Source organism: Delftia sp. ASV31 (assembly GCF_016428765.1).
In the GTDB taxonomy this organism is placed as follows: domain Bacteria; phylum Pseudomonadota; class Gammaproteobacteria; order Burkholderiales; family Burkholderiaceae_C; genus Comamonas; species Comamonas acidovorans.
Genome location: NZ_JAELTK010000177.1, coordinates 1 through 2,609 on the forward strand (window position 1 = coordinate 1; position 2,609 = coordinate 2,609).

General features: G+C 68.7%; 3 protein-coding genes. 1 reads left to right on the forward strand and 2 read right to left on the reverse strand.

What is annotated here, in order from left to right; translation table 11 throughout:
• Window positions 1–371: acyl-CoA thioesterase (locus JHD82_RS28790; RefSeq protein WP_199140293.1), on the reverse strand; the 371-nt coding region annotated here is incomplete at its 3' end.
• Between the two features lie 117 nt (window positions 372–488).
• On the opposite strand from JHD82_RS28790, the gene JHD82_RS28795 reads away from it, so the two are divergent.
• Window positions 489–1,901, forward strand: a complete 1,413-nt coding sequence (locus JHD82_RS28795) for a short-chain fatty acyl-CoA regulator family protein (protein WP_034397257.1) — start codon at window positions 489–491, stop codon at window positions 1,899–1,901.
• A gap of 36 nt (window positions 1,902–1,937) precedes the next feature.
• On the opposite strand, the gene JHD82_RS28800 is transcribed toward JHD82_RS28795, so the two are convergent.
• Window positions 1,938–2,609 (reverse strand): PA2169 family four-helix-bundle protein (locus tag JHD82_RS28800; RefSeq protein ID WP_199140295.1); only part of this gene is annotated, 672 nt, incomplete at its 5' end.

Below are 2,609 nucleotides of genomic sequence, written 5' to 3' on the forward strand. Positions count from 1 at the left end.
GAATGGGCAATGGCGGCAGGAAGGCCGTTGTGGTCGACAGCCACCATCTCGAACAGGCCCTTGAGCACGTCCTCGCAGGCAATGCCCGGCGCCTGGGCCGATGCGGTGACGCAGACCGTCATGGAGCTGCGCCCCACGCGGCTGACCCAGCCGCGCAGGACGATCTCGTGGCCCACGGGCACGGGCGCCAGGAAGTCCACGCCGGTGACGGCGGCCATCACCACCTCGCGCTGCGCCAGGCTGCGCGCTGCCAGAAAGGCGGCCTTGGCCATGAGCTGCAGGCCCTGGCCCGCGAACAGCGTGCCGTGGTGGTTGGCCAGCGCGGGCAATACCAGTTCGCGCAGCTCGGCGGTTCCAGCAGGTGTTGTCATGCTTCGCAATCTACGCAAAATAGCGCCTCAGCCATAGGGCTGAAAAGGCGAATTCTTGCGAAACGAAACCCACGATATTGCGAATTCTGCGAATAACAGCCACCCGAGGAAACAGGCATGAAGAAGACATTCATGGGCGTCAAGCTGCGCAAACTGCGCGCGGAGCACGGCCTGTCCCAGATCGCCCTGGCCCACGCGCTGGGCCTGTCGCCCAGCTACCTGAACCAGCTGGAGCAGAACCAGCGGCCGCTGACGGTGTCGGTGCTGCTCAAGCTCAACCGTGCGCTGGGCGTCGATATCCAGCAGTTCTCGGAGGACGAGGAAGCGCGCCTGGTCGCCGGCCTGCGCGAGGCCCTTGCCGAGGCGCCCGAATCCATTGCCCTGCCCGAGCTGCAGGAAGTCGCCGCGCAGATGCCCGCCCTGGGGCGTGCGGTGATGGCGCTGCACCGCCGCCATCTGGAAGCCCTGGAGCGCATAGAGAGCATGTCGCTCAGGCTGGGCGATGACCGCTCGGACATGCCGGTGGCGCGCACCATGCCGTTCGAGGCCGTGCGCGATTTCTTCTTTGCGCACCAGAACTACTTCGATGAAGTGGACCGCGCGGCCCAGGCCCTGGCCGGCGAGGCGCGCGCGGACCCGGGCCATCTGGCGGACTGGCTGGTTCGGCGGCTGCAGCAGCGCCACGGCGTGCAGGTGCATCGTTCGGAAGACTCCCGGCAAAGCCAGCGCCGCTTCGACCCGGCCACGCGCTCGCTGTGGCTGTCCTCGGCGCTGGAGCCTGCACAACAGGCCTTCCAGCTGGGCACGCAGCTGGCCTTGCTGGAGATGGGCGACACGCTGGACCGGCTGATCGCCACCGCCGCCTTCCAGGGCGATCCGGCGTCATGCAAGCTCGCCCGCGTGGGCCTGGCCAACTACTTTGCGGGCGCGCTGCTGCTGCCCTACGACCTGTTCCTGGAGGCGGCCGAGCAACTGCGCTACGACATCGACCTGCTGGGCCAGCGCTTTGGCGTGGGCTTTGAAACCGTCTGCCACCGCCTGAGCACGCTGCAGCGGCCGGGCGCACCGGGCGTGCCCTTCTTCTTCGTGCGCGTGGACCGCGCGGGCAATATCTCCAAGCGCCAGTCGGCCACGCATTTCCACTTCAGCCGCACGGGCGGCACCTGCCCGCTGTGGACGGTGTACGAGGCCTTCGGCCAGCCCGACCAGGTGCTGCGCCAGTTGGCCAGCATGCCCGATGGACGGCGCTACCTGTGGATTGCACGCTCGGTCTCGCACGGGCAGCGCGGCTATGGTTCGCCGCGCAAGACCTTCTCCATCGGCCTGGGCTGCGACATACGCCATGCCGCGCGCCTGGTCTATGCCAAGGGGCTGGACCTGGGCGATCCGGAATCGGCCACGCCCATCGGCATGGGCTGCAAGGTCTGCGAACGCGACCAGTGCACGCAGCGCGCCTTTCCCTATGTGGGAAAGGCGCTGCATGTGGATGAGAACGCCAGCCGCTTTGCGCCCTATGGCGTGGGCGGCTGACGATGCCGTGGCCCGCGCGGTGCGCGGGATGCGCGGTCAGGCTGCGCTGCGGTAACGGTCGCGCAGGTCGCGCACTTCATCGTGGTTGCGCTGGGCACCCTGTGCCTGGCGCTCCACCACCACGCGCACGGCCGGGGGCAGCGGTTGCTTGAGCGCCTTGCGGTACTGGGCGAGGGCGGAGTCCTCGCCGCGCTCGCATTCCTCCAGCACCGCCTTGTCGTCCTGCGAGGTCAGGGCCGTCTTCACGGACACCCAGCCCCGGTGCAGCGCGCCGGCCACCGTGCCGCCCGATGCCGGCTCTCCGCCGAGCCTGCGGATTTCCGCTTCCAGCTCCCGCGCGGCAGCGCCGCACTCGGTGGAATGGCGCATGAACAGGGCCTTGAGGTCGGGCGAGTCGGCGTTCTCGGAGGAGGTGCGGAAGCCGTACTCGCCATCGCGGCAGGATTCAAGCAGGTCGTTGAGCACGTCCACCACATCGTCGTTGTCGATATCGCCCGTATAGGCGGGGGCGACGATGGTGCCCGTCTCGTCACGGACATCACGGCTGCCTGCGCGCGCCCAGGCGGCGCGGGCTGCGGGACGGGCCTGGTCCCAGTCAAGATGGCTGGCGCCACGGCGCGTGGTCCATTCGCGCTCCCATTCGGCGTCAAAGGCATCGAAGTCGGCATCGCGGCGTGCGGCGGCAGCGTTCCAGCCCAGCTCGTAGGC